The sequence below is a fragment of the Actinosynnema sp. NPDC049800 genome, assembly GCF_040656635.1.
Classification (GTDB): Bacteria; Actinomycetota; Actinomycetes; order Mycobacteriales; family Pseudonocardiaceae; genus Actinosynnema.
Genome location: NZ_JBFAMT010000016.1, coordinates 56,402 through 76,973, shown reverse-complemented (window position 1 = coordinate 76,973; position 20,572 = coordinate 56,402). Strand labels below are relative to the sequence as shown.

Sequence of the window (20,572 nt, the reverse complement as noted above, 5' to 3'; positions counted from 1 at the left end):
CCGATCGCGCTGCGGACCGCCCGGTGACGAGTAGTCTCCTGCCGCGTGGTCGATTGGCGCACAAGGGCTTCCGCCCTCCTCCCCGAGCTGAGCGCCGTTGTCGAGCGCGAGTCCTGGTCCTGCCACGTGTTCCTGTCCGAGTTGTGGCAACTCGCGCTGGAGGCGCACCGCGACGGCGACCGCGAGGTGCTCGGCCGGGTGTACGGCTTCGCGCACTGGTGCTTCCGGCAGCCGGAGCGGTTCCTCTCCGACGCGTCCGTGGTCAGCTTCTACGAGCACGTGTTCGACGAGTGGGAGCTGCGCGACGAGGTGGCGCCGTGGCTGCCGGCCGAGGTCGTCGACCGGGTCAGGCCGCTGTGGGAGTGGCGCTGGCCGAAGGAGCGGTTGACCGAGGTAGACCGGCTGCTGGCGCAGACGGGACCCCCCGGTCGAAACGCGGTTTGAACGTGGTCTATAGTTGTCACCAACAGGCGGATGTAGCGCAGTTGGTAGCGCATCACCTTGCCAAGGTGAGGGTCGCGAGTTCGAGTCTCGTCATCCGCTCTTCGAAGGCCCCCGGTATCGCACCGGGGGCCTTTCGCATGCGCCACGGCGCGCTCCGACGACCACCATTAGGTTTGGCGGCGAAGGTTTTCCTCGTCGAAGACGGAGTTGCAGACATGGCCACCACCCGCAAGGCGACCACGCACTGGGAAGGCAACCTGCTGGAGGGCAAGGGCAGCGTCGCCCTCGAGTCGTCTGGCGTCGGCACGTTCGACGTGAGCTGGCCCTCCCGGGCCGAGGCGGCGAACGGCAAGACCAGCCCCGAGGAGCTGATCGCCGCGGCCCACTCGTCGTGCTACTCGATGGCGCTGTCGCACGCGCTCGCGCAGGCGGGGACCCCGCCGCAGCAGGTCGAGACCTCGGCCGAGGTGACGTTCCAGCCCGGCACCGGCATCACCGGCATCCACCTGACCGTCACCGCGACCGTGCCGGGGCTGGACGCCGAGGGCTTCGCCGCCGCGGCCGAGGGCGCCAAGGAGAACTGCCCGGTGAGCAAGGCGCTGGCCGGCACGGAGATCACGCTGACGGCCGAGCTCCAGGCGTGACCCGGGTTCCCGGATGAGCTCTGGTACCGGTCCGATACCTCGAAGTGTCAGGCCGGTACCAGTTGTCCGCGGGGATTTGACCCGAATGAGTGAGGCCGGTAGTCGTTGGGGATGCTCACGGCGTTGGGTGGACCCGGTCGGCTCGCGTTCGGCGCCTTGATCGGCGCGGCGGTGGCCGCCTTGTTGGTCGCCCAGGGGAGCATGGCCAAGTCGCCGCGAGGCCTCGAACCGACCGGCGGTGGCGGCGAGATCGTGATCGTCAAGGGCAGCCGGCAGCCGGACCGCACGATCACCGCGACCGGCACGACGTCGTCGAGCACCAGCTCGTCCAGCGGGGCCGGCGCCACGTCGACGTCCTCGGCCACGACCACCACGACGACGACGGACACCACGGCCACCACCACGTCGGACGTGACGACGACGACCACCGCGCGGCCGACCACGACGACCACCACGACGCGGCGCCCCACCACCACGACGACCACGACGACGACCCGCAGGCAGTGCGGGCTCATCTTCTGCTGATCGCCCGGCACTGGATAACCGAACGTGTTTTGGCAAGATCGAGGCGTGACGTCCAGCCAGGTGCCCACCCAGCCCCAGCGAACCAACGACACGCCCACGGTCCGCGTGCAGCCCGTCGCCGTGCGGGAACCCGCTTGGCCCACCACGGAGCCGATGACCGCGACCAACCTGACGCCCGTCGCGGCGGCGACCACGAAGTTCGAGCCGGTGACCGGCACGCCGAACGGCACGCTCAACGGCCACGCCAACGGCAGCCACACCAACGGCAACGGCCACAGCAACGGCAGGCTCGTCGACGCGCTCAAGGGCAAGCTCGACGGCCAGGCCGGCGCAGCGCCCGTCGCGGTTCCCGGTCGGCCCGCTACCCCCGCGCCTGCCGCCGCCTCCGCACCCGCACAGCCCGCCGCGTCCGTGACCGCCGCAGCTCCGTCACCCGCCGCACCCACCACGTCGTCCACCACCGCCGCGCCCGCGTTCGCCCCCGCGCCCGCCGGGCCGTCACTCTTCGAGCCCGCCGCGACCCCCGCAGCCGCCGACCAGGCCCCGGCGTTCGCACCCGCGCACCCCGCGACCACGCCGGCCGCCGCCCAGCCCGCGGCCGGAGCGTTCGCACCCGACGTGGCGCCCGTCGCCGAGCCCGCCGCAGCGCCGGCGCCCGCCGCCAAGCCGACGCCGCCGGCCACCCCGCGCAGCCGGTTGCGCCGGATCGCGCGCCGCATCGTCGGCCCGACCCTGCTCACCAAGAAGAACTGAGGGCGGCCCGCCGGCCGGGAACCGCCCCTTCGCCCCGCCGAAGCCCGTGCGGTCCCCGGCTACGCGCTCTGCGCCCGCGCGTAGAGGCCACCCGACCGGAGCAGTTCGTCGTGCGAGCCGATCTCCTCGATCCGACCGTCCTCCATCACCACGATGCGGTCGGCGTTGCGGATCGTGGAGAGCCGGTGCGCCACCACGAACACCGTGCGGCCGTGCACCAGGCGGGCCAGCGCCTGCTGCACCAGCGCCTCGGACTTGGTGTCCAGCGCCGAGGTCGCCTCGTCCAGCACCAGCACGCGCGGGTCGCGGATCAGCGCCCGCGCGATCGCCAGCCGCTGCTTCTGCCCGCCGGACAGCCGCGCGCCGCGCTCGCCGACCACGGTGTCCAGCCCGGTCGGCAGCCGGTCGATGAACTCCAGCGCGTTGGCGTCGGCCAGCGCCTGCCGCACCACGTCCTCGGACACGTCGTCCAGGCCGTAGGTGACGTTGTCCCGGATCGTGCCCTCGAACAGGATCGACTCCTGCGGCACCACCGACACGAACCGCCGGTAGCTGCGCAGGTCCAACGTCTCCATGTCGACACCGTCGAGCAGGATGCGGCCCTCGGTCGGCCGCAGGAACCCGATGACCAGGTTCAACGCCGTCGACTTGCCCGCGCCGGACGCGCCGACCAGCGCGATCGTCTCCCCCGGCCGCACGTCGAGGTCGAAGTCGCTGACCGAGTTCCGCGCGGACTCCGGGTAGGCGAACCCCACCCGCTCGAACCGCACGCCGCCGCGCACGGCGTCGACCTGCGCCTTGCCCGCGTTGTGCTCGAGGTCCGGGGCCTGGAGCACCTCGCCGAGCGAGCGGACCGACTCCAGCCCCTTGCTGATCAGCGGCGTCAGGCTCATCAACGTGGTGACCGCGCCGGTCAGGGAGGCGAAGTAGGCGCTGAGCATGACCACGTCGCCGGGCGTGACGGACAGCCGGCCGTGGTAGGCGGCCAGGGCCGAGCCGGCGAGGCAGCCGACGCCGAGGGCGTTGAGCAGGATCCAGGCCAGCGCGCCGAAGCGGACGTTGAGGCCGTCCAGCTTCATGCCGGCCGCGAAGACCTGGCGCAGGGTGCCGTCCATCCGGTTGAGGGCGGTGCTCTCCAGGCCGTGCGCGCGGGTGATCGGGATGAGCGTGGTCATCTCGCCGACCCGGGACGACAGCTGCTCGACCTCCTGCCGGAACGACTCGTTGTACGCGCGCAGCCGGCCGCGCAGCCACATCACCAGCACCGCCGCCGCGGGCACGACGACCAGGAACACCGGCAGGAACGCGGGCGCGTTCAACCCGATCACGACCAGCGCGCCGCTCAACGTCGCCAACGCCGCCAGGCCCTGGTCGCCGACCTGCTGGGTGGACGTCTCGATGCTCTCGACGTCCCGGATGACCTTGGTCTGCAGCACGCCCGCGCTGACCCGCGCGTGGTAGCCGATGGACAGCTGCTGCATGCGCCGGCTCAGCGCCGACCGCATCCGCATGCCCATCCGGCGCGCGCTGCCGTACCACCAGCGCGTGTAGAGGATCGCGAACGGGTAGTTCAGCACCAGCGTGACCAGCAACAACCCCGCGCCGAGCCAGATGCCGGTGACCGGTCGGCGCTCCACGACGACGTCGATGACGTGGGCGGTGATGACCGGGGTGAGCCAGGTGGGGCTGTGCTTGACGAAGAACGCGCCGGCGCCGAGGCCGAGCTTCGCGCGGTCCTCGCGGAAGAGGTAGAGGAGGGTGCGGACGGGGTGCTCGCCGCGGTAGCGGTGGTCGAGCGGACCGTGGGGCATGGGGCGAGGGCTCCTGCGAACGGGGGGTCACGAGACGCCCACACCGCGCCGTGTGGGGAGCGCTCTCACATCGTAGGTGGCCGGTCCACCGCATTTGCCCTGGCCGGGGCGGGTGCCGCGGGACACCCGCCCCCTGCCGGTCAGTAGCCGAACACCAGCCGGTAGGCGATCTCCGGGTCGAACGTGCCCGCGGGCGTGTTCGGCGCGGTGCCGCAGTTGCCGTCGGAGTCGCCGGGCACCTTCACCCACAGCAGCATCTCGGCGCCGCCGCCGGTCTGCGCGGTCACGCCGAGCTTGCGCCCGCCGGGGTTGCACCACTCGCCGTTGGACCCGTTGCCGTTGCGGCTGGTGTCGACGACGAACGCCTTGGCGTACCCGGGCAGGGAGCCGTTCACGGAGTTGCCGTAGGACACCGACTCGCTGGTGGTGTGGTAGTTGGAGACGTTGATCGCGAACCCGCGGACGTTGCGCACGCCGGCCGCGTCCAACCGGCCCGCCATGGTGTTCGCGGCCACCCAGCGGGCGTTGCCCGCGTCCAGGTAGGCCCAGGTGTTGGGCGCGCGGTCGCGGAACTGCTCCGTGGCGTAGCGGATCATCGCGTTGCGCGTGGTGACGGCGTCGGGCGTCATGCAGTTGAAGTCGGCCAGCGAGTCAGGCTCGATCACCACGACGGCGGGCCGCGCGCCGATGGCTCCCGCGAAGGCCGAGATCCACGTCCGGTAGGCCTCGGGCGACCCCGCGCCGCCGCCGGAGTGGCCGCCGCACGCGTCCCGGCCGGGGATGTTGTAGGCGACGAGGACCGGCAGCTTGTCGGCCGCGTCGGCGGCGGCCACGTAGTTGCCCACGGCCGTGCGGATGTCACCGCTCCAGCTGCCGAACCACCGCGCCATCGGCTTGGTGGAGAGGTTGGACCTGATGGCCGACGTCCGCCCGTCGTTGGGGTTGTTGCGCACCCACACGGCGGGGTTCGAGTTGGGATCCACGTAGAAACCACTGGTCATGCCGATCGGGCTGGCGGCGTTCGCCTGGCCGGGCACGACCAGTGCCGCGAGCAGGGCGAGCGCTGTCGCGAGCAAGCGCATTGACGGTCCTTCCGCTCGAAGAACGCGGCGGCGGCTCACCGATCAAAGCACTCCGGTCCGCGAACCGGTTCGACCATCTGGACACTCCGAGTGCCGGGCCGTGGCTCATCGTCATCCCCGAGTGCTCCGGGACTCGGCGTGTGACCTGTGCCATAGCCGCCCGGCGCGAGGGCGCCGGAGCCGGCTCCGGCTGGATCGATCACTCCGCTTTCGTCACGGCCGCACCCCGGTCCACGTGCTGTTCGGTGGCCTCGTCGCGACCGGAGGGACCAACCGCCGGCAACGACCGCATCACAAGTGCCGGATGCCCGCACCGGCCACGGACGCATAAGCAACAATGGCGCTCGCGCGGCAACCCCTGGAGGAGCGGAATGTCCTGGCAAGAGGACCTGGCAGAGCTGGACCGCACATTGGCGGAGGGTCGGATCAGCGCCGACGACTACCGCCGACGCCGGGATGAACTCCTCGCCGCCGCCTCGGGTGGCGGCCCGGCCGCACCGCCCAACAGCGGCCCGTTCGCGCCGCCGGTGCGGTGGGACGCGGTGCCGCCGTCGCAGCCGAACCAGAACCCCGACGCCACCCAGATCGTCACGCCCGGAGCGGTCCCGCAGGCCAACCCGGACCGGACGCAGGTGGTGAGCCAGCGGCCGCCCGACGCCGACCGCACCCAGTACGTGACCCCGATCGCGCCGCAGCAGCAGATGCCGCCTCAGCAGCAGCAACAGCAGCAGCAGGGTGGCTGGCAGTCCGGCCCGCCGTCGAGCACGCCGCCGTGGGGTGGCGACAGCTACAGCCCGATCGGCGACGCCAACCCGAGCTGGATCGCGCAGGGCCCCGAGGTCTTCGACGACACCGGCGGCGGCGGCAAGGGCAAGGTCATCGGCATCGTGCTGGCCGTCGTGCTGCTCGCGGGCATCGCGTTCGGCGCCTACTGGATCTGGGGCCGCGGCGAGTCGTCGCCGACCGCCGGTGGCAACACCACCGAGGCCAGCACGGCCGCGACCACCACCACGCCGCCGCCACCGCCGGACCCGCTGCCGGTCGGCAAGCTCCCCGGCAGGATGAGCACCAACAAGGCCGTGACCGACTTCTCGGGTGTCCCGGGCCTCAACTACCTGCTGCCCACGGAGGCCGCGCTCTACACGACCGCGGGCGCCACGAAGACCAAGCTCTCGCAGTTCGTCATGGACGACGGCTCCGCGGGCGTCGTCCTGATCGTGCAGGGCACCGACGCCACAGCGGCCGCCGCTGCCGCGCTCGAACTGCACAACACCCAGCTCAACAACGGCATGACGCAGATCACGGACGGCCCCGCCGGCGTGATGGCGGCCCAGGTCGACGTGAAGGACGGGCAGAAGGCCCGCGTCCGCGGCCACTACAGCAGCAAGGACCTGATCGTCCGGGTCGACGCCTCCGCCGCCACGCTCGCCCTCGCGCGCAAGGCCTTCGACCAGGCCCTGAAGGCGCAGCTCGAGGTGCTCGCCGCCGATGGCTGACCCGCGCCACGACGGCGGTGCCGTGACCGCGTGCACCGTCGTCGCCCGCAACTACCTGCCCGCCGCGCGCGTCCTCGCCGCGTCCTACCTCCGGCACCACCCGGACCACGAGTTCGTGATCGCGGTGATCGACGTGCCGCGCGGCACGGGCGAGCGCCAGGGCCGGCTGCGCACGGTCGGCCCCGAGGCCACCGGCATCGACGCGGACGACTACCTGCGCATGGCCACCGCCTACAACGTCACCGAGATGGCCACGGCGGTGAAGCCGTACCTGCTGCGCGAGCTGCGCTCGCAGGCCGACGTGGTGATCTACCTCGACCCGGACATCGAGGTCTTCGCGCCGATGCCGGAGCTGGAGGAGCTGGCGCTCGCGCACGGCATCGTGCTCACGCCGCACTTCCTCAACCCGCTGCCGCGCGACGGCAAGGACCCGAGCGAAGCCGCGATCATGGGCGCCGGGATCTTCAACCTCGGCTTCGTGGCCACCGGTCCCGGTTCCGAGCCGTTCCTGGACTTCTGGGCCGAGCGCCTGCGCCACGACGCGATCGTGGCGCCGGAGAAGCAGCTGTTCACCGACCAGCGGTGGGTGGACCAGGTGCCCGCGCTGTTCGACAACACCGTGCTGCGCGACCCCGGCTTCAACGTCGCCTACTGGAACATCCACGAGCGGCCCGTCGAGCGCGACGCGGACGGCGTGCTGACCGCGGGCGGCCACCGGCTGCGGTTCTTCCACTACAGCGGCTACCGGCCGGAGAAGCCGTGGCTGCTGTCGCACCACACGCCGACCCGGCCGCGCGTGGTGCTGTCCGAGCACCCCACCGTCCGCGAGCTGTGCGACGGCTACCGCGCGTCCTTGCAGGGCAACGGCTACGCCGAGACGCTGGAGTCGATCCCGTACGGCTTCGCGAAGATGGCCGACGGCACGAAGATCAGCCCGGCCATGCGCACCCTGTACCGGGACGCGTGGGTGAGGGCCGAGCGCTGGGAGGCCCTCGGCCTGACCGGCGAGCGGCCGACGGCGGTCCCGCCGCACGCGTTCGACGCCGACGGCGGCGCGGCGCTGCGCGAGTGGCTCGCCGCTCCGCCGGACGACGCGCCCGTCGGCACCGCGCTGAGCCGCCTGGTGCAGGCGGTGTGGGACTCGCGGCCCGACCTGAAGACCGCGTTCCCGCTGCCGCACAGCCGTGACGCCGCGCCGTTCCGCTCCTGGTGCGCGAGCTCCGGCGTGGTCGAGGCGTCGCTGCCGGCGTGGGCGCTGCCCGCCGAGCCGGTCGAGCCGTCGGAGCCGTCGGACGACTTCGGCGTCAACGTGGTCGGCTACCTGACCGCGGAGCTGGGCGTCGGCGAGATGGCACGGCTGGTGCACGACGCGATCCGCGAGTCCGGCGTGCCGGTCGTCTCGGTGGTCGAGGACCGGTTGGTGTCCAACCGCACGGGCCTGGCCGAGCCGGGCACAGTCGGTCAGCCGCGGTTCCCGGTCAGCCTGCTGTGCGTGAACGCCGACCAGACCCGCGCGGTGCTCGACCACCAGCCGCACGTCGGCCACCACCGCTACCGGATCGGCCTGTGGGCGTGGGAGCTCGAGGAGTTCCCCGGCGAGATGCACCACGCGTTCGACCTGGTCGACGAGGTGTGGACGGTCAGCGAGTTCTGCCGCGACGCCATCGCCAAGCACACGTCGGTGCCGGTGAAGGCGATCCCGGTGCCGGTGCGCGACCCCGGTCCGGTGGCCCGGCCGGAACGCCGCCCCGGCGACCCGGTGCAGTTCCTGTTCGCGTTCGACTTCTTCAGCATCGGCCAGCGCAAGAACCCGTGGGGCCTGGTCGAGGCGTTCCAGCGGGCCTTCGAGGGCCGCGACGACGTGCGCCTGGTGCTCAAGGCGATCAACGGCGACAAGAACCCGCACACCGCCGAGCGGCTGCGGGTGAAGGTCATGGACGACCCGCGCATCGAGCTGGTCGAGCGCTACCTGTCCGTGCAGGAGCTCGACGACCTCTACGCGTCCAGCAGCGCCTACGTCTCCCTGCACCGCAGCGAGGGCTTCGGCCTCACCGTGGCCGAGGCGATGGCGCGGGCCATGCCGGTGATCTCCACCGACTACTCCAGCACCACGGAGTTCCTGGACGCCAAGACCGGCTGGCCGGTGCCCCACAAGCTGGTGCCGGTGGGGCCGGGCAACCACCCGTACCCGGCGAACGCGGTGTGGGCCGAGCCCGACCTGGACGCCGCCGCCCGCGCCATGCGCGAGGTCGCGGACGACCCGGCCGAGGCCGCCCGCCGCGGTCGTGCGGCGCGCGAGCACATCCTGCGCACCCGTTCGGTGAAGCGGGCCGCCTCGTGGATGGCCGAGCAGCTGCGCGCGGCGCACGAGAGCTGGCGGGGCAGCGGTGGCGCGGGTTACCGGGCCGAGCTGCCGGGCGCGGACCTGCTGCGGCCGTTGCGCGAGTCCAAGCAGGCGCTGCTGTGGCGGGCCGAGGTGGGCACGGCGTCGCGCACGCCGCTGGCGCCCGCGCTGCGCAAGGCCGTGCTGCGCGCCATCGACCACTACGACGTGCACCAGCGCAAGGTGATGGGCACGCTCGTCGGCGGCGTCGAGGACACGCTGAACAGCGTGGTCGCGCGGCTGGAGGCGGTCGAGTCGAACGTCGAGTCCACGCGCTGGGCGAACGAGGGCCTCAAGAACCGGCTCGCGAGCGTGCAGGACGAGGTCCGCTCCGCCGTCGAGGACAACGCGGCGAACCTGACGAACCTGGAGCAGCAGCTCGACAACACGCTGGAGCGGGTGTGGTCGCGGCTCGCGGACGACGAGCGCACGACGTTCACCCGGTTCGCCGAGCGCGACCAGCGGCTCGACGGCGACGAGCAGCGGATCACCGAGCTGGCCCGGACGCTGTCCGCGGTGCAGGACACGGCACGGCTGCGGCACGCGCCGGTGCCCGCGGGCGCGGACGTGGTGGTGTGCGACGCGGGCGCGTTGCTGCTGCCCGTGGACAACGTCGTGCTGCCGTGGCTCGCCTACCACCGGTCGTGGGAGGTCGAGGAGGCCGACCTGATGGCCAGGCTCGTCGGCGACGGCACGTTCCTCGACATCGGCGCGCACGTCGGCTACCACACGCTGCGCCTGCTCCAGCGGGCCAAGGGCGTCGCGTCGGTCGTCGCGGTGGAGGCCAACCCGGTCAACGCCGAGTACCTGCGCCGCAACGTCGTTGCCAACCTGGGCGCGGAGGGCGCGAAGACCGTCGACGTGCTGCCGGTCGCGGCGTGGGACGAGGACGGCAGCATCCGCCTCGTGCAGGCCGAGGACGACAACAGCGGCGACCACCGGGCGCACGAGGTGTCCGACGAGGGCGCGGGCGGCGTGGTGATCCCCGCGGTCCGGCTCGACGGCAGGCCCGAGGTGGCCGACCGCCGCGTCACGCTGGTGAAGGTCGACCTGCAGGGCCGCGACCACCGGGCACTCGCCGGCCTGACCGCCGTGCTGGAACGCGACCGCCCGCACGTGGTGTGCGAGTTCTGCCCGGCGGCGATCGCGGAACTCGGCGACGACCCGCTCCAGGTGCTGCTCGGCTACCGCAAGATGGGCTACGCCCCCGTGCCGCTCGGCGCCGACCCGGAGGCCGAGCACGTGGACGAAGACCTGGTGCGCCAGGCGGACGCGGCCGACACCGGCTTCGTCACGCTGTGGCTTCGGCCACTCTGACCACAGCATTCGCTGTGTTTCGAGGTGCCGGTCCTGCGACACTCGATCCCGGTTCCGGTAAGGGGGCCGGGTTCCGAGTGTGGAGGTAGCGCCGCGTGGGTGAGGTTCGGACTCGCACGTCCACGCTCGGCGCGCTGCTGGTGGTCGGCCTGCTCACGGCCGTCGCCTTCGGCGCGTGGAGCCTGTGGGGCGGGCAGCCGCTGCCGGCCAGCGCGCGCAACGTGCCGCCGACCGGCGAAGCGGGCCGGCTGGCCGCCGATCCGCTGGCGCTGGCGGACTTCGACTCGGGCACCGAGTCCTACGACTACGTGCGCGCGTTCCCGGACCTGATCAGGCTCGAGTTCCTCAACGAGGCCGAGGTCGCGGTCTACCAGGAGGAGGGCGCGGGCGCGGCGCGGATGACCGTGTCGTCGAAGCGGCCCGAGGGCCGGGTGCTGGTCGCCGTGATCCGGATGGCCGACCGGGACGCCGCGCTGCGGGCCGCCGACCGCCTGGACGAGCTGCAGCTGGCGTTCGGCCTGGAGCGGGTACCGCCCGAGCACGGCGTCACCAGGGTGACCCGGGTGATCCAGAACCTCGACGTCCAGCCCCCGCCGCGGCCGACCGCGCGCGGCTACTACGTGCACCGGGACCTGCTGGTGCGGGTCGAGCTGAACGCCAAGTCGTTCGACCTCACCTCCGAGTTCGGTCCGTTGCTGGCCATGCAGTTGCAGGCGCTGCCCGCCGATGGCTGAGACCAAAACGTCCGTCGAGACCGGCGGCACGACCCTGCCCGGTGTGCGCGTGGTGACCGCGACCGCCGTGTGCCTGATCGCCTACAGCTACCTGTTCGGCCTGTGGCCCAACCGGCACGGCCACGACTCCGAGCTGGTCGTGGTGATCCGCAGCTGGGTCAACCAACCGACCGGGATCGGCGAGGACTTCGGCTTCCTCGGCATCGCGCTGCTCCTCATGGCGGCCGGGTACGCGGTCGCGGGCGTCGACCGGTGGTCGGTGGCGGTCCGGCTGCTGCGCCGGGTCGTGCCCGCGGTGGTGGGCGCGGTGCTGGTGGGCGCGCTGCTGTCGCTGGTCGGCGCGGAGCCGCTGACCGACGCCGCGGTGACGACACCGGTCGCGGCGGTGGCGTTGGCGGGGCTGCTCGTGCTCGTGCTGCGGCCGGTGGAGCGCGGCGCGCCATGGCTCGCGGTGCCGGTGCAGTTGGAGATCACCTGCGTGCTGGTGATGGCGGGCGGCTGGGCCGCCCGCGCCGGGGGTCCCGACGTGCTGCGCCTGCTCGGCCTGGTCGGCGGGCTCCTGCCGTTGACCGCGCTCGGCCAGGTGGCGTGGCAGGTGCGGGCGGGACGGCTGAGCGCGGCGCGCGGCGTCGGGCTCGGCCTGCTCGCCGTGGTGGTGCTGGCGCTGGCCGACCGGATGGCGCCGGACCTGGCCGGGTACTGGCACCCGTTGGGCGGCGTGCTGGCGCTGCTGCTGTTCCTGATCGCGCTGCCGCGCGGCGCGGCGTTGGCGTCGACGCGGCCGGTGCGCTGGCTGAGCAGCCGCGCGGTGCCGCTGTACGTGTCCGTCCCGGTCGTCGGCTACGCGGTGACCGGCGTGCTGGCGAACGGCGTCCCGGTGCTGCTCGCGCTGCTGCTCGGGACGGTGTGCGCGGGAGGTGCCGCGGAGGCGTTGCACCGGGGTTTGGAGAAGGTGGCATGACGGCGGGCACGCTGGAACGGACCGAGGTCATCCCGAAGAGCGCCGGGTACCTGCACGGCCTCGACCTGCTGCGGGTCGTCGCGTCCTGCGCGGTCGTGCTCACCCACCTGATCGCCTGGTTCACGTTGAACGACCGCGAGTTCTGGCTGGCGACGGCGGTCGAGCGCGGCGTGGTCGAGACGCTGCACCTCAACCCGCGCCTGTCGTTCCTCGGCGTCGCGCTGTTCCTCGTCGTCAGCGGCGTGGTGGTGACGCACGTGGCGAACCGCGAGCGCCCGCTGCAGTTCCTGCGCCGCCGCGTCGTGCGGCTCATCCCGCTGCTCTGGGTCGTCACGATCATCGTGTGGGTCCTGATCAACCTGGGCCACCGGGTGTCGTCGGCCCGCGAGTCGAACCTGGACGTCGGCGACCTGCTCAGCGGCATGGTCCTGGTCAACTTCTTCCAGACGCCCCAGGTGGCGCTGGTCGCGGTGACGTGGACACTCCAGGTGCAGGTCGTCTTCTACTGCTACGTGGCGCTGACCATCCCCGTGCTGCGCAAGCGCGCCTGGATCCCGCCGCTGGCCGCCGCGCCGCTGTGCTTCACCGTGCTGCTGATCACCGATCACTTCCCGACCATGCTCAGCCACGGGATCGCCCAGTTCGGGGTGTACCTGCCGGTGCTGGTGCTGGGGCAGCTGATCTCGCTGGTGCACTCCGGCAAGGTGCACCCGGTCGCGGGCACGGCCATCGGCGCGGTGCACTTCACCTTGTTCGTCTGGGTGGACAAGGTCGGCGGCCACACGGACCAGGGCGGCTCCGTGCCGCGCACGCTGCTGTTCGCCGTGCTGCTGACCGTGCTGCTGGTGGCCGCGAGCGGTCCGGTGAGCCGGTCGGCGTTCATCCGCGGCTGGTCCAAGCGGACGTACGCGATCTACCTGATCCACCTCAGCGCGATGTACCCCTTGTACGACGCCCTGATGCCGCACCTCGACCCGACGCTGGTCGCGGTGCTCGGCCTGGTGACGACCGCGCTGGCGGCCGAGGCGCTGCACCGCTGGGTCGAGATGCCCGCCGACCGGGCGGTCCGCCGTTGGGAACGGCGGGGCAGCGTTACCGGCCGCTCGGGATAGTCACGATCCGCCGTCTGATCGAGAGCCTTCCGTTACCATGCTGGACGGCGGGGAGGCGGCGGCGACGGGGAAGGGGCGGACCCCTGGACGGTCAGACGGCACCGCCGAAGGTTCGCATCGCGTTCATCGACATCGGACGCGGGCTGGCTGCGCTGCTCGTCTTCTACAGCCACATCGCCGAGCAGTGGGTCGCCAAGCGCGAGGTCGGGCCGACGCCGGGCGTCGACTTCATCGACGCGCTCACCAGCGACCCGATGCACATGGGGTTGCAGGGCATCGGCCAGATCGCGGTGCCGTTCTTCTTCCTGGTCAGCGGGTTCGTGGTCACGCCGATCGCGTTGCGCCAGGGCCAGCGCCGGTTCGGCCTCAACCGGTTGGTGCGCGTCTACATCCCGATGACGTTCGTGGTGCTGCTGACCGCCGCGGTGATCCTGCTCGGCGCGCAGACGCTGATCGGCGCGAAAGAGCCGGTGATCACCTGGTGGACCATCATCACCAACTCACTGGTGATCAACTACCTGATCGTGCCGCAGGTCGTGATGGTCGGCGTCGCGTGGACGCTGGTCGTCGAGGTCGTCTTCTACATCCTGCTGGTGCTGCTGCTGCCGGTGATGCGGCGCTGGACGTGGCTCGCCATCGGCGCGCAGCTGACGTTCGTGTTCGTGGTGATGATGAGCGCCCGCGAGTTCGGCGCGTCGTGGGCGCTGTTCGCGGTGAACGTGTCGTACCTGCCCATCCCGATCATCGGCCAGATCATCTGGGCGACCACGAGCAAGCGCGTGCCGCTGTGGCTGGGCGGGGTGTACGTCGGCATCGCGTGGTCGCTGTACGTGCTCGCCGAGCACCTGAAGCTCGGCCGGCTCGACACCTCCTACAACCTCGCGCTCGCGTTCGCGCTGCTGTTCTTCATGGTCGGGTACTTCGCGGAGTCGCGGCTCAAGGAGCGCAAGATCTGGATCGCGCTCTCGGAGCGCAGCTACTCGATCTACCTGCTGCACGGTCTCGTGGCGTTCGTGTCGCTGGACCTGATGCGGCCGGCCGTGCCGCTGTGGCTGGCGATCCCGCTCGCGGTGGCCCTCACGTTCGGCGTGGTCGAGGTGAGCTACCGGTTCGTGGAGAAGCCGAGCCACGCGCTGGCCCGGAAGCTGTCCCGCAAGCCCGCGCCCAAGCCGGAGCCCGAGGTCGAGGCGGAGGTCGAGGCGGAGGCGGAGTCGGCGGAGGTCGAGGACGAGTTCGAGGACGACGACTTCGAGGACGAGTTCGACGATGCCGAGGACGCCGAGTGGCCGGAGGAGTCCGAGGAACCGGACGAACCGGAGCCCGTGCGGGAAGCCCCGACCGTGGTGATCCGCCCGGTCCGCCTGCGCACGCCACCGCCCCAGCGCACACCTCCACGCACCCCGACCCCACCTCAAGGCACCCCACTACAAGGCACACCGCTCCAGCGCACCCCGCCGCCGCGCACGCCGCCCCGAGGCACGCCGGTCAACGGCACGCCGGTCAACGGCGCGCCGGTCCCGGGCACGCCACCCCGAGGTGTGCCCGTCAACGGCACACCGGTTCCCGGCACGCCACCGCGCGGTATGCCGGTCAACGGCTCACCGGTCAACGGCACGCCACCGCGAAGCGCAACCGCCAACGGCACGCCGGCTCCGGGCACACCGCCGCGCGGCACGCCCGTCAACGGCACGCCGGCTCCCGGCACCCCACCTCGCGGTGTGCCCGCCAACGGTTCACCGGTCCCCGGCACACCCCCGCGTGGCACGCCGGCCCAGCGAACCCCGGCTCAGCACACGTCGGCCCAGCGCACCCCGGCCCAACCCCCGCCGCGCCCGCCCGCCCCACGCCCGACGCCCGCACCCCCGCGGGTCGAGGACGCGACCCAGCACCTGCCCGCGGCGGTCTGGCCGGCCGAGGACCCCGAGGTCGACGAAGCGCCCCGGCGCCGGCGGCTGCGCGAGGACAGCGGCCCGTCGGTGACGGTGGCGTCCCTGCTCGCCAACCACGCCAAGGAGAACGGCCACCACCGCTAACGCGGGTTCTTGGCCATCTCCTCGGCGATGATGTCGATGACCGGCGGTTCGAGCACCGGGTCCAGCCCGCTGACGAGGAGCCGTTCCGCGGCCTCCAGCACGACGACGTCGGTCTCCGCGAGGGCCCGGGCGACCTCACGGGCGTTGTGGGTGAGGCGTTCGACGTGCACCATCGTCAAGTCGGTGAAGCAGGCCACCAGGTACTGCGCCGCGTAGTAGGCGAACGAGTCGCCGAGCAGCCCCACCTTCGCCGTCGCCACGCCCTCCGAGGGCGCCTGCGTGAACCGCTGCGGCTTGGGGTCGAGCGGGATCTCGTGGTTGCGCACCGTGCTGCCGTCGGGCGCGAGGTCGTAGGACTGGACCGGGTCCGTCGCGGTCCGGCCCAGCAGCGGCGCGAGGTCGCCCTCGCGGTGGACCACCTTCGTGGGCTCGACCTTCCAGCCCTTGGACGTGCCCGGCTTGACGGTGTCGGTGATGACGCGGGCCATCACGAGGCTGCCCTCGTGGGTCCAGTGGCTGTCGTACTTCGGGTAGGGCAGGCGGTTGGTCAGCTCGGCCGTCTGCTCGATCCGCGACCGCAGGTCGAGCGCCCCCGTCTTGCCGATCCCCTGCCAGAACTCGTCCCGCGCCTTGTTGAAGCAGTCCTTGCCGTAGAACTTCGACGGCAGGAACTCGGGCACCATGGTGCTCTTGTTCGGCGCGACGACCAGCAGGAACCTGCGCCCCGACGACTCGACCGCGGCGCGCAGGCGCGACAGGCGGGCGTGCACCTCGGCGACCGGCATCACCGGGTCGCACGCGCCCTCGACGTCCGCGCCGAGGAACAGCCAGTCGTCCTTGCCCTCGATCACGTCGACGAACGCCGTCGGGTCGGGCAGGTCCGCGGACGGGTCCTTCGGGGGCGTCGGCACCGGTCCGACGACGTCCTGCCGCCGGTCGAGGTCCGGCGCCTCGCCGAAGAGGCCGCGGCTGATGCCGTTCGCGGCGGCCACCGCCTTGTCGCGCAGCGGCACGTGGTCGCTCGCCCACGCGTTCAGCCCGGTGAAGAAGCCCCAGCCGTCGGTGATCGACGGGAACTCGGCGAGCTTGCGGTTCTCGAACTCCGCGGGCCGCACGCCGACGACCAGCAGCAGGGCGGGCGCGCAGAAGAAGAGGATCGCGAGGGTGAGCGCGGTGCGCTGGCGGCTGCTGTGCCGCGGCCGGTAGAGGGCGTGCTCGCGGGGGAGCAACGACTCCGGCACCGCCGGGAGGCTCTTGGGCGGGTCGATGCTCACGCCGAACAGCGTAGCCGGCGCGCACATCACCTGTTCGTGGTTCACCTCAAGGAGGGGATTCAAGAACAGTTGCGCGTGCAACCCCGCGCCCATGGCAGACGTCTCTTCGGGTGACAGGGCACCTCACGCAGCGGAGGATCGTATGTGGCCCACTGTGATCCTGGTCACCTCTGGGGCACTGGCGTTTTTAGTGCGAACCGTTCGAGTCCTGCGATCCGTATCGAAATCCGAAGGTGGGCGAACCCGTATTGAGACCGCCCCGCCGGCCTAGTCCCTATGGCGGCTTGTCCACTTGCCGTACGATCATTTCGGGTCGTACGACCTGTGCCTGCTAGGGGACCTCAGAACAGAGGTAGGTGCGTCATGGATCTCGCACTGAGTAAGGTCATCGAGCTGCGCGAAAGCGGGTTCCAGTTCCTCCACCTCCGGGACGAGGACGGACAGCTCGACCGCATCATGGCGTTCAAGCAGCGCAGAGGGTTCATCGACTCGATCTTGTTCTGGTCGGAGACCGAGGCCCGCGCGGGCAGGCTGCCGGCCGTCCGGGACAGCCAGCGCGCCGCCCAGGCGGTCTGGATTTACGAGGGACCGCTGGTGGAGGCCGTCGACCGGCTGCTCGACCTGCCCGAGCCCGGCTCGCGCAACGCGCCGACGCTGATGAAGAAGACGGCGTCCGACCTCGCGGTCGTGACCACGCTGCCGTTCAAGCTGAAGCTGCCGCCCGGCGCTATCGCCTAGACATCTTCCGTTAACGTCACCCGCCGCACACACAATGCGGCGGGTATCGGCGTTTCGGTCACTGTCCGTGATTTTTCACTGTTTTACGCAGAAGTTTCGCTGCCGGTCTATGTGCACCCCGCGCGTTCACAACAATGAATATTCACCCTCTGCGCGGTGACACCAAACCTGATTCGTAGGCGAGCACGACAAGTTGTGCGCGGTCCCGTGCGCCCAGTTTGGTCATCACCCGACTGACGTGCGTGCGCGACGTCGCGGGACTGATCACGAGGTGCTCGGCGATCTCCTCGTTCGACATGCCGGCGGCCACGAGCGCGAGGATCTCCCGCTCCCGAGCGGTCAGCACGCCCAACGCCTTCGGGTCCGGGCGGCGGTGCTCCGGCCGGTTTGCGAACTCCTCGATCAACTTCCGGGTGACACTCGGTGCGAGGAGCGCCTCACCCTCCGCGACCACGGTGAGGGCGTGCAGCAGCTCGACCGGATCGGTGTCCTTGAGCAGGAAGCCCGACGCGCCGCTGCGCAACGCCTCGAAGACGTACTCGTCCACGTTGAAGGTCGTCAGCACGAGCACCTTCACGTCCGGCAGCTCGGCGCAGATCTGCCGCGTGGCGGCCAGGCCGTCGGTGCCGGGCATCCGGATGTCCATCACCACGACGTCCGGCCGGTGCTCGTGCGCCCGCCGGACCGCCTCCGCGCCGTCACCGGCCTCGCCGACGACCTCGAAGCCGTCCTCCGTGTCGAGCAGCAGGCGGAAACCCGCGCGCACCAACGCCTGGTCGTCGGCCAGCACCACCCTGATCACCACGAACCTCCCACGGTAGGACCGCCCTGACGGTGAAGCCCTCGGTCGACGGCCCCGCGTCCAGCGTGCCGCCGAGCGCTTCGACCCGTTCCCGCATGCCGCGGATGCCGGAGCCCGCGCCCTGCGGCGCCTGGACGCCCCTGGCCGCGCCGTCGTCGGTGACGGTCAGGACCAGGGCGTCCTCGGTGTGCTCGAACGAGATGACGATCTCGGACGCGTCCGGCGCGTACCGCAGCGCGTTGGTCAGCGCCTCCTGCACCACCCGGTACGCGGCGGCGTCGACGGGCGCGGGCAACGTCCCCGGCGTGCCGACGACCTTGGCCACCGGCACCGGTCGGACCAGCTCGTCGAGCCGGTCGAGGCTGGGCGCCGGCGTCGTGCCCTCACCGGTCCGCAGCACGCCGAGGGTCGCGCGCAGGTCGTCCAACGCGTGACCGCTCGCCTCCTTGATCGCCTTGAGGGCCTTCACCGCCTCTTCGGGACGGCGGTCGGCGACGTGCGCGGCGACGCCCGCCTGCACGTTGATCATGGCGAGGCTGTGCGCGACCACGTCGTGCACCTCCCGCGCGATGCGCAACCGTTCTTCTTCCACCTGGCGGCTCCGCTGTTCGTGGACACGGGTGCGGCGCAGGGAGAACACGGCGATGGCGGGTGCGGCGATCAGCGGACCCCAGTGGCCGGTGACGTAGTACAGCCACGTCGACGCGCCGGTGACCGCGATGACGGCGACGGGGAAGCGCTTGCGCCAGATCAGCGGCGCGAACGTCGCCGCGAACCAGACCCACGCCAGCCACGCCATGCCGATGACGGTACGGGAGGGTCCGGCAGGTCAGCGTCGTGTCAGGAGCGACTCACGCCCCTACGTCGGCGGGCGTACGTCGCGGGGAGCGCGTCAGCCGTCGTACGAACCTTTCTTCACCGCCGCGACGAAGGCGGTCCAGTCCGGCAGCGCCACGGTCGGCCCGGCCGGGTTCTTCGAGTCCCGCACCCGCGCCGAGCCCCCCGATAGCGAGACCTCGACGCAGTTGCCGTTCCCGCCGCCGTTGCTACGAGTGCTCTTGCGCCACATGGCGACACCTCGATCTCTATCGTTCAGCTGCCAACCTCCCGAGCCAATCGGCGGACTCCTCGGGGGACAACGCCAACTTCGAGAGGTGGGTGAAGGTCAGCCTAGCGACCTTCACCTTCGACGGGTCTTCAACGTGCAGCGATCCAGCCGCGTGCTCCACGTACAGCACCGACCGGTCCGCCTTCATCGGGAAGTCGAGCACGGTGAACGCCCCGTACTGCCCCTCGTTGAACCCCGCTCGGTGGGGCAGCACCTGCACCGTCACGTTGGCCAACCGCCGACGCTCTTCGAGGTGCGTCAACTGCGCCCGCGAAGCCTGGGCCAACGCGCTCTCCAGCATGATCGCGTGCAGTTGCAGCGGCTCTTCGGCGAGCAGTCTCTCCTGCCTGAGCAGGCGCACCTCGATCTGGTTCGCGATCCACCGCTTCGACCGCTGCACCCGAGCCCCCGCCAACACCGCTCGGACGTAGTCGGACGTCTGGAGGAGGCCGGGCACGTAGGTGACCTGGAAGTCGGAGACCTTGGAGGCGTCGTGCTCCAGGCTGATGTAGCCCTGGTCGTCGAGGTCGTACTTGGTCCACCAGCCCTTCTCCAGCGCCCTCGCGTACATCTCCATGTAGGGCTCCCACTGGGAGAACGGGACGCCGTAGGTGTCGAGCATGGCGCGCATGCCGTGGTAGTCGGGTCGCTGGCCCTTCTCGATCCGACTGATCTTGCGGTGGTCGTAGTTGAGCCGGTCGGCTGCTTCCTGCTGCGAGAGGCCCGCCCGTTGGCGCAGTTCCCGCAGGACCTCGCCGAGCCTGCGCATCCGGTGAGTCGGCTCGTTCCTGCTCACCCGCATCACCTCCGTTGACCAGTCGTGATCATCCGATCGCGCAACGCTACGGAGGCGGAAACAGCGGGTGGGAATCCCACGGCGCGGCGGAGGGACCAGTGCCCGACACGCGGGTCTGCACGGTGGGCTTGCGGTGGACCGGGGTGCACCTGGCCGGGTGAAGTAATCCACTCGCCGGAGTTAGGGCGCTTGAACCGGGCACCCGGATTGGGAAACTTTCCCGCCCATGAACCTCAGGAAGACCATCGCCGGAGCAGCGGTCGCGCTCGGTGGCACGGCCGTCATGCTCGGGCTGGGCGGCACCGCGCAGGCCGCCGACCTCGGTGCGCAGACGCGGCCCGACGTCGACGCCGAACTGGGCGAGATCGCGAACATCGGCGACGCGCTCCGGGTCGATCTCTCGGACCCGGCCGGCCCGATCGTCACCGGTCCCCTGCTCCTGGGCGACGGCGGGCCGCTGGACGTCAGGCTCAGCCTCGGCCGCTGACGCACCACCCCGGGCACGCCGAACGCCCACCTCGAGCCGGAGCGGTCCCGGCCCCCTCCCCCTCGGGCCGGG

The 20,572-nt window shown here is 71.5% G+C and carries 19 protein-coding genes and 1 tRNA gene; 12 read left to right on the top strand and 8 right to left on the bottom strand.

The features are described from left to right. The first annotated feature begins 45 nt into the window (after positions 1 to 45). The 3 genes from AB0I91_RS20505 to AB0I91_RS20495 all read left to right on the top strand — a co-directional run bounded on the left by AB0I91_RS20505 (position 46) and on the right by AB0I91_RS20495 (position 1,088). Positions 46 to 444, top strand: coding sequence for a DUF7674 family protein (locus AB0I91_RS20505; protein WP_498771230.1), 399 nt, complete (start codon positions 46 to 48; stop codon positions 442 to 444). A gap of 26 nt (positions 445 to 470) precedes the next feature. Next, positions 471 to 543 (top strand) — tRNA-Gly (locus AB0I91_RS20500). A gap of 116 nt (positions 544 to 659) precedes the next feature. Next, positions 660 to 1,088: an OsmC family peroxiredoxin gene (locus AB0I91_RS20495; protein ID WP_498771232.1), complete on the top strand. Its 429-nt coding sequence runs from the start codon at positions 660 to 662 to the stop codon at positions 1,086 to 1,088. Between the two features lie 47 nt (positions 1,089 to 1,135). Here AB0I91_RS20495 and AB0I91_RS20490 read toward each other — a convergent pair whose 3' ends face one another. Beyond that, positions 1,136 to 1,624 carry a hypothetical protein gene (locus AB0I91_RS20490; RefSeq protein ID WP_499608063.1) on the bottom strand — a complete coding sequence of 163 codons (489 nt, stop codon included), beginning with the start codon at positions 1,622 to 1,624 and terminating at the stop codon, positions 1,136 to 1,138. 34 nt (positions 1,625 to 1,658) lie between these two features. On the opposite strand from AB0I91_RS20490, the gene AB0I91_RS20485 reads away from it, so the two are divergent. Further along, on the top strand, positions 1,659 to 2,366 hold the full coding sequence (locus tag AB0I91_RS20485; RefSeq protein WP_499638191.1) for a hypothetical protein: 708 nt from the start codon (positions 1,659 to 1,661) through the stop codon (positions 2,364 to 2,366). Positions 2,367 to 2,425: 59 nt separating this feature from the next. On the opposite strand, the gene AB0I91_RS20480 is transcribed toward AB0I91_RS20485, so the two are convergent. Continuing rightward, positions 2,426 to 4,177 carry an ABC transporter ATP-binding protein gene (locus AB0I91_RS20480; protein ID WP_498771240.1) on the bottom strand — a complete coding sequence of 584 codons (1,752 nt, stop codon included), beginning with the start codon at positions 4,175 to 4,177 and terminating at the stop codon, positions 2,426 to 2,428. Between the two features lie 140 nt (positions 4,178 to 4,317). Further along, a complete protein-coding gene (locus AB0I91_RS20475) occupies positions 4,318 to 5,259 on the bottom strand; it encodes a glycoside hydrolase family 6 protein (protein WP_498771242.1) in 942 nt (313 codons plus the stop codon). Positions 5,260 to 5,630: 371 nt separating this feature from the next. Between AB0I91_RS20475 and AB0I91_RS20470 the strand changes: the two genes are divergently transcribed. The 6 genes from AB0I91_RS20470 (at position 5,631) to AB0I91_RS20445 (ending at position 15,295) form a co-directional block, all read left to right on the top strand. Further along, a complete protein-coding gene (locus AB0I91_RS20470) occupies positions 5,631 to 6,755 on the top strand; it encodes a hypothetical protein (RefSeq protein WP_498771244.1) in 1,125 nt (374 codons plus the stop codon). After that, positions 6,748 to 10,455, top strand: a complete 3,708-nt coding sequence (locus AB0I91_RS20465) for an FkbM family methyltransferase (RefSeq protein WP_499638188.1) — start codon at positions 6,748 to 6,750, stop codon at positions 10,453 to 10,455. Before AB0I91_RS20470 ends, AB0I91_RS20465 begins: the two co-directional genes overlap by 8 nt. Before the next feature lie 95 nt (positions 10,456 to 10,550). After that, complete coding sequence (locus AB0I91_RS20460) at positions 10,551 to 11,189, top strand: hypothetical protein (protein ID WP_499638185.1); 639 nt, start codon at positions 10,551 to 10,553, stop codon at positions 11,187 to 11,189. Continuing rightward, positions 11,182 to 12,150, top strand: a complete 969-nt coding sequence (locus AB0I91_RS20455; RefSeq protein WP_499608055.1) for a hypothetical protein — start codon at positions 11,182 to 11,184, stop codon at positions 12,148 to 12,150. The genes AB0I91_RS20460 and AB0I91_RS20455 overlap by 8 nt, the downstream gene beginning before the upstream one ends. Then, complete coding sequence (locus AB0I91_RS20450) at positions 12,147 to 13,262, top strand: acyltransferase family protein (protein ID WP_498771252.1); 1,116 nt, start codon at positions 12,147 to 12,149, stop codon at positions 13,260 to 13,262. Before AB0I91_RS20455 ends, AB0I91_RS20450 begins: the two co-directional genes overlap by 4 nt. Continuing rightward, positions 13,223 to 15,295, top strand: a complete 2,073-nt coding sequence (locus AB0I91_RS20445; protein ID WP_499638182.1) for an acyltransferase family protein — start codon at positions 13,223 to 13,225, stop codon at positions 15,293 to 15,295. The genes AB0I91_RS20450 and AB0I91_RS20445 overlap by 40 nt, the downstream gene beginning before the upstream one ends. On the opposite strand, the gene AB0I91_RS20440 is transcribed toward AB0I91_RS20445, so the two are convergent. Beyond that, the gene (locus AB0I91_RS20440; protein ID WP_498771256.1) at positions 15,292 to 16,569 is read right to left on the bottom strand and encodes an alginate O-acetyltransferase AlgX-related protein; all 1,278 of its coding nucleotides are present in this window, start codon (positions 16,567 to 16,569) and stop codon (positions 15,292 to 15,294) included. The two genes, AB0I91_RS20445 and AB0I91_RS20440, sit on opposite strands and share 4 nt — an antisense overlap. Positions 16,570 to 16,932: 363 nt before the next feature. On the opposite strand from AB0I91_RS20440, the gene AB0I91_RS20435 reads away from it, so the two are divergent. Continuing rightward, entirely contained in the window at positions 16,933 to 17,307 is a 375-nt protein-coding gene (locus AB0I91_RS20435) for a hypothetical protein (protein ID WP_141979792.1), read from the top strand. Positions 17,308 to 17,449: 142 nt separating this feature from the next. Here the strand turns inward: AB0I91_RS20435 and AB0I91_RS20430 are convergent, their stop codons facing one another. From AB0I91_RS20430 to AB0I91_RS20415, 4 genes are all read right to left on the bottom strand, one after another. Then, the gene (locus AB0I91_RS20430; protein ID WP_498771258.1) at positions 17,450 to 18,109 is read right to left on the bottom strand and encodes a response regulator transcription factor; all 660 of its coding nucleotides are present in this window, start codon (positions 18,107 to 18,109) and stop codon (positions 17,450 to 17,452) included. Continuing rightward, complete coding sequence (locus AB0I91_RS20425; protein ID WP_498771260.1) at positions 18,006 to 18,908, bottom strand: sensor histidine kinase; 903 nt, start codon at positions 18,906 to 18,908, stop codon at positions 18,006 to 18,008. The genes AB0I91_RS20430 and AB0I91_RS20425 overlap by 104 nt, the downstream gene beginning before the upstream one ends. A 93-nt stretch (positions 18,909 to 19,001) precedes the next feature. Then, positions 19,002 to 19,178, bottom strand: a complete 177-nt coding sequence (locus AB0I91_RS20420; RefSeq protein WP_499608046.1) for a DUF397 domain-containing protein — start codon at positions 19,176 to 19,178, stop codon at positions 19,002 to 19,004. 16 nt (positions 19,179 to 19,194) lie between these two features. Then, positions 19,195 to 20,013, bottom strand: a complete 819-nt coding sequence (locus AB0I91_RS20415) for a helix-turn-helix domain-containing protein (RefSeq protein WP_499638178.1) — start codon at positions 20,011 to 20,013, stop codon at positions 19,195 to 19,197. 226 nt (positions 20,014 to 20,239) lie between these two features. On the opposite strand from AB0I91_RS20415, the gene AB0I91_RS20410 reads away from it, so the two are divergent. Next, on the top strand, positions 20,240 to 20,500 hold the full coding sequence (locus tag AB0I91_RS20410) for a hypothetical protein (RefSeq protein WP_499608041.1): 261 nt from the start codon (positions 20,240 to 20,242) through the stop codon (positions 20,498 to 20,500). Positions 20,501 to 20,572 lie beyond the last annotated feature (72 nt).

Coding starts and splice junctions, on each gene's coding strand:
- AB0I91_RS20470 (WP_498771244.1), top strand. CDS start 5,631: ATGTCCTGGCAAGAGGACCTGGCAGAGCTGGACCGCACATTGGCGGAG.
- AB0I91_RS20425 (WP_498771260.1), bottom strand. CDS start 18,908: ATGGCGTGGCTGGCGTGGGTCTGGTTCGCGGCGACGTTCGCGCCGCTG.
- AB0I91_RS20455 (WP_499608055.1), top strand. CDS start 11,182: ATGGCTGAGACCAAAACGTCCGTCGAGACCGGCGGCACGACCCTGCCC.
- AB0I91_RS20450 (WP_498771252.1), top strand. CDS start 12,147: ATGACGGCGGGCACGCTGGAACGGACCGAGGTCATCCCGAAGAGCGCC.
- AB0I91_RS20475 (WP_498771242.1), bottom strand. CDS start 5,259: ATGCGCTTGCTCGCGACAGCGCTCGCCCTGCTCGCGGCACTGGTCGTG.
- AB0I91_RS20420 (WP_499608046.1), bottom strand. CDS start 19,178: ATGTGGCGCAAGAGCACTCGTAGCAACGGCGGCGGGAACGGCAACTGC.
- AB0I91_RS20435 (WP_141979792.1), top strand. CDS start 16,933: ATGGATCTCGCACTGAGTAAGGTCATCGAGCTGCGCGAAAGCGGGTTC.
- AB0I91_RS20495 (WP_498771232.1), top strand. CDS start 660: ATGGCCACCACCCGCAAGGCGACCACGCACTGGGAAGGCAACCTGCTG.
- AB0I91_RS20480 (WP_498771240.1), bottom strand. CDS start 4,177: ATGCCCCACGGTCCGCTCGACCACCGCTACCGCGGCGAGCACCCCGTC.
- AB0I91_RS20465 (WP_499638188.1), top strand. CDS start 6,748: ATGGCTGACCCGCGCCACGACGGCGGTGCCGTGACCGCGTGCACCGTC.
- AB0I91_RS20410 (WP_499608041.1), top strand. CDS start 20,240: ATGAACCTCAGGAAGACCATCGCCGGAGCAGCGGTCGCGCTCGGTGGC.